The organism is uncultured Methanofollis sp., from assembly GCF_937919355.1.
In the GTDB taxonomy this organism is placed as follows: domain Archaea; phylum Halobacteriota; class Methanomicrobia; order Methanomicrobiales; family Methanofollaceae; genus Methanofollis.
The window spans coordinates 1-2,658 of sequence record NZ_CALFSA010000036.1 but is presented as its reverse complement, the minus strand read 5'-3'; the positions used below and the strand labels follow the sequence as shown (position 1 = coordinate 2,658).

The window sequence follows — 2,658 nt, the reverse complement described above, 5'->3', positions numbered from 1 at the left end:
GTTGCAAGTGTCATCGCCCCCCCCGCGCCCCGCCGCCCCGAGGATCATCCCCACGGCGTACACCACCATCGCCAGGTGAAAGAGGGGGAGCACCCGCATCGCCGCCTCCGGCGTCCTGTCCCGGAGGATGACCGCGTTCGCGACGACGATGAGGGCAAAGCCGACGAGGAGACCGGCCCGCGCAACCGTCCCGAGCACCCCCGCAAAGAGGAGGGCCATGACGCCGTGGACGGCGGTGAACCCCGCGACCCAGAGGACACCCGCCCGCGTCCCGTAGAGCAGGGGGACAGTCCGCATCCCCCGCGCCCGGTCGTTTCTCACATCGACCAGGTCGTTCGCGCCGAGGTGGGCGAGGGCGTAGGGGTAGAAGAAGAGAAAGTAGAGGAGGGCCGTCAGGTCGGGCATCCCCGCGGCAAGGTATCCCGCCACCGGGAAGAGGGCGAAGTCCGTCCGCCCGACGACCTGCGCGATCGGAAAAGACTGGTCCCTCTTCTTCACCTGGTAGAAGACCTCGACGGCATAGCTGTACACCATGATCGCGGCCACGAAGAGAGAGTGCGGGTACGGTAGCGTGGCGGTCAGGGCGAGGGCGGCGAGGGCGAGGATGAGGAAGAGGGCGAGGGCGTGCCCCGCCGGGATCCGCCCTTCAGCAAGGGGCCGCGTCCCGAAGAGCCGCCAGTAGCGCGTCAGCCGCCCCTCGACGTCCCGCCGGTCGCGCTCCCGGTCCACGTAGTCGTTGAGCACCATCCCGGCCTCGAAACCGAAGAGGCCGATGAGGGCGGCCGTGACGACCAGAGACCAGGAAAAACCGCCGTACGTGCCGAAGGCGAGGACAAGGCCTGAACAGAAGAGAAGTGGCCAGGCAAACGCGAACTGGATGCGCAGCAGGTCGGCGTAGGCGCGGAGGGTCATCGGCCGTCGCCTTCCTGCTCGACCATCGCACAGGGGATGGGTCCGGAGATCATCACTCTCCAGCAGGGCACTGGAGAATATAAAGGATGGGGAGGGCGCCTCCCGGCCCCCTCAGCCGTCCCAGCCCTCGGCCCGCAACCGTTCCTTCGCCCGCTCCACGTAGCCCGCGTCCGAGTCGACGCAGACAAAGTCCCGGCCCGCCCGCAGCGCCGCCACCCCCGTCGTCCCCGCACCCGCGAAGGGGTCCAGGACCACATCCCCCTTGAAAGTGTAGAGCTGGATGCAGCGGTACGGCAACTCCACCGGAAAAGGCGCCGGGTGGCCCACCTTACGCGCCGACTCCGTCGGGAAGGTCCAGAGACTCTTCGTCCACTCCAGGAACTCCTCCCGCGTGATCGTGTCCTCCTTCTCCCCCTTCTTCCGGGCATACGAACCCTTCGAGTAGACCAGGATATACTCGTGGACGTCGCGCAGCGTCGGGTTCGAGGCCGATCGCCAGCTCCCCCACGCCGTCGATATCCCGGCCCCCGTCGCCTTGTTCCAGATCACCTCGCCGCGCATCAGGAACCCGATCTCCTCCATCACCCCAATGATGAAGCTGTGGTACGGGATGTAGGGCTTCCTCCCGACATTCGCCACATTCACGCAGGCCCGCCCGCCCGGCACGAGCACCCGGTAGACCTCGGCAAAGACCGCCCGCAGCAGGGCGAGGTACTCCTCCATGTCCAGGTCGTCGTCATAGGTCTTGCCCACATTGTAGGGCGGTGACGTGACCATCAGGTGGACGCTGTTGTCCGGGATCACACTGAGGTCCCTGCTGTCCCGGCAGAGGACCGCGTTCCTGAGGTCCGGCGGGAGGTCGTTCTCACCCGCCGCGCTCTCACTCCCCGCCCCGGCCGCCGCATAGATCCGCCGGCCGTAAAACGCCCGTGCGTCGTGACACTCACGCTTCGAGACCCCGAAGTCGCTCGTCTCCGATTTCCTCCTCCTGATCGTGACCCGCTTTTTGCAGGCAGGGCAGGAGGTGAAAAATGTCCCCCGTCCGGTGTACTCGAACGAACATCCGCAGGCAGGGCAGGTAAGGTGCATCACCACTCTGTTGGCGCACACCCTACATAGGAGTGACGAAACAGGACGGCGGTCCGCCCATGAGAGGGCCGAATAATCGCCGGGAAAAATAAAAAGATATTTATAGCGACAATTCAACCCTATCATCGGTGGAACCATGCCCAGAGGGAAATTCGAAGTCTACCAGGACAAGTCCGGAGAATTCAGGTTCAGGCTCAAGGCATCCAACGGCCAGGTCATCGCCACAAGCCAGGGCTACAGGTCGAAGGAGTCATGCCTGAAAGGGATAGAGAGCGTCAGGAACAACGCCCCCAATGCCGAAGTCCTCCAGGCACGCGAGTAAAGCCGACAGACCATTCCAGAACTCCATCTCGCCTCCCGAAAAAAAATTATTTTTTCGCCTTTGACAGCAGGCGGTCCATGATTTCCGGGCTCCGGTCCTTGAGACCGAAGCCAACAATGATCGCAATAGCGGCGCCGATCCCGATCCCGACGCCCCAGGCGATCGGTTCGATGAAGACGTAGATGATGGTCAGGTCGATGGCGAGTTGCGTCAGGGCGAGCATGACCACGACGAAGTAGAGAAAGACCCGCAGGCCCAGGATCATGGGCCCGGCCAGAGCGACCTCTGCCGCGGAACTCATCTTCTCCAGGACGTCGGCGAAGAAGTCGACCAGG

Annotated in this window: 3 protein-coding genes and 1 pseudogene; 1 reads left to right on the top strand and 3 read right to left on the bottom strand. The window is 64.2% G+C overall.

Annotation, left to right across the window (positions count from 1 at the left end; genetic code table 11):
* The coding region (locus Q0520_RS01860; protein WP_298665859.1) for a UbiA family prenyltransferase at positions 1-912 on the bottom strand (912 nt) is incomplete at its 3' end.
* A 111-nt stretch (positions 913-1,023) separates the two neighbouring features.
* Positions 1,024-2,001 (bottom strand): DNA methyltransferase, encoded by a 978-nt coding sequence (locus Q0520_RS01855; protein WP_298665857.1) that lies wholly within the window; start codon positions 1,999-2,001, stop codon positions 1,024-1,026.
* Between the two features lie 136 nt (positions 2,002-2,137).
* Here Q0520_RS01855 and Q0520_RS01850 point away from each other — a divergent pair, with 136 nt between their 5' ends.
* Complete coding sequence (locus tag Q0520_RS01850) at positions 2,138-2,323, top strand: YegP family protein (protein ID WP_298665856.1); 186 nt, start codon at positions 2,138-2,140, stop codon at positions 2,321-2,323.
* A 46-nt stretch (positions 2,324-2,369) separates the two neighbouring features.
* On the opposite strand, the pseudogene Q0520_RS01845 reads toward Q0520_RS01850, so the two are convergent.
* Positions 2,370-2,658, bottom strand: a pseudogene (locus Q0520_RS01845) (hypothetical protein); the annotation flags it as partial.